Origin of the sequence: Aquimonas voraii (assembly GCF_900101825.1) — a bacterium.
In the GTDB taxonomy this organism is placed as follows: Bacteria; Pseudomonadota; Gammaproteobacteria; order Xanthomonadales; family Xanthomonadaceae; genus Aquimonas; species Aquimonas voraii.
Genome location: NZ_FNAG01000034.1, coordinates 1 through 1893, shown reverse-complemented (window position 1 = coordinate 1893; position 1893 = coordinate 1). Strand labels below are relative to the sequence as shown.

Genomic DNA, 1893 nt, shown 5'->3' with positions numbered 1-1893 from the left:
GCCGACCACCGGGAGCCTGAGCAACGATGACGGTGTCTTCGCCATCAATGCATCTACAGGCGTCATTACCGTCGTCGGTGCCCTCGACTTCGAGACAACCCCCACGTACACCCGGGTGGTCGCGGTCACGGACAGCGGCAGCCCGAGGCTGGGCGATGCGGCCACCATCACGATCAACATCAATGACGTCAACGAAGCCCCGACCATCAGTGACATCGCCGACCAGACCATCGACGAAGACACCAGCACCGGTCCGCTGGCCTTCGTGATCGGTGATCAGGACACCGACGTCAATGACTTGACCGTGTCGGCAACTTCGTCCAACCAGGCGCTGGTGCCAGACGCCAACCTGTTGATCGCAGGCATGGGCGCGAATCGCACGATCGTAGCGACGCCGCTGGCCGACGCCTTTGGCGTCACGACGATCACGGTCACGGTCAACGACGGCAGCTCGAGCAGCAGCGACAGCTTCGTGCTCACGGTGACTCCGGTGAACGACCCCCCGCGCTTCGAGATCTTCCCCGCCGACATCGCCGCCCTGCCGGAAGACGCGGTCATCGCCGGTGCCGAGGCCTACGCGCTGCGTGCGGTGGATCCGGAAGGTGGCGTGCTGAGCTTCTCGATCACCTCGGGCAACCAGTACCTGCTGCCCAATGCCAACCTGGGTATCGGTGGTTCGGGCAATGACCGCACCATCTCCTTCACCCTGGCCACCGACAAGAACTCGGTGACCGCGGCGCAGGATTTCCAGAACGGCAGCATCACGGTGACCGTGATCGCCTTCGATCCGCAGGGCCTGAGTGCCGCCGAGGACTTCATCATCCAGTCGGTGACCGCGGTCAACGACGCCCCCACCTTCACGGCGGGCGGCGCGCAGAACGTGCTCGAGGATGCGGGCCTGCAGACGGTGAACTGGGCGAGCAACTTCCGCCCGGGTCCGAACACGGCGACCGATGAGTCCACGCAGACGGTGGCGGCCTACACGGTGACCCCGTTGCCGGGTGCCACGGTCAACTTCGTGAGCGGCCCCAGCATCAGCAACGCGGGCGTGCTGACCTACCAGACGGCGGAGAACGACTTCGGCAATGCCGCCTTCGAGGTGCGCGTGGTCGATACGGGTAGCGGCGTTGCGCCGAACACCAACCAGTCGGCGCCGCAGACCCTGTTCGTCAACGTGCAGGCGGTCAACGATCCGCCGGTGGCCTTTGACGACGCTGCGACCGTGCTGGAGGACGCCACGGCGACCCTGATCGACGTGCTGGCGAACGACACAGACGTCGAGAACGATCTGCTGAGCGTGGTTGCGGTGACCCAGCCGGCCAACGGCACGGTGAGCTTCACCGCATCGGGCGTGAGCTATACGCCGGACGGCGATTTCTTCGGTTCCGACAGCTTCACTTACACGGTGAGCGATGGTGACCTGAGTGATGTCGGCACGGTGACGATCACGGTGACGTCGGTCAATGACGCACCGAGCTTCACCCTGGCGGGCGATCAGACTGTGCTCGAGGATTCCGGTGCGGCGACGGTCAACGCCTTCCTGACCGACGCCTTGGCCGGTCCGCCCAACGAGTCCATGCAGGTGCTTGGAATCGCGGTCAGCAATGACAACACCGCGCTGTTCGCCGTGCAGCCGAGCATCGACCTGGGCACCGGCACGCTGAGCTTCTCGCCTGCCGCCGATGCCTTCGGCTCGGCCCTGGTCACGGTCACCGTCAGCGATGACGGCGGCACGGCCAACGGCGGCGTCGACTCCAGCACCCAGACCTTCACCATCACCGTGACCGGCGTGAATGACGCGCCGAGCTTCACCGCGGCGGACCCGGCGACGGTGCTGGAGGACGCGGGTGCGCAAACGGTCAGCGGCTGGGCCAGCTTCAATGCCGGCCCGGG

The 1893-nt window shown here is 65.8% G+C and carries 1 protein-coding gene; it reads left to right on the top strand.

Annotated features, from left to right (window positions below; genetic code table 11):
* Window positions 1-1893: tandem-95 repeat protein (locus BLP83_RS18080; RefSeq protein ID WP_143006791.1), on the top strand; the 1893-nt coding region annotated here is incomplete at both ends.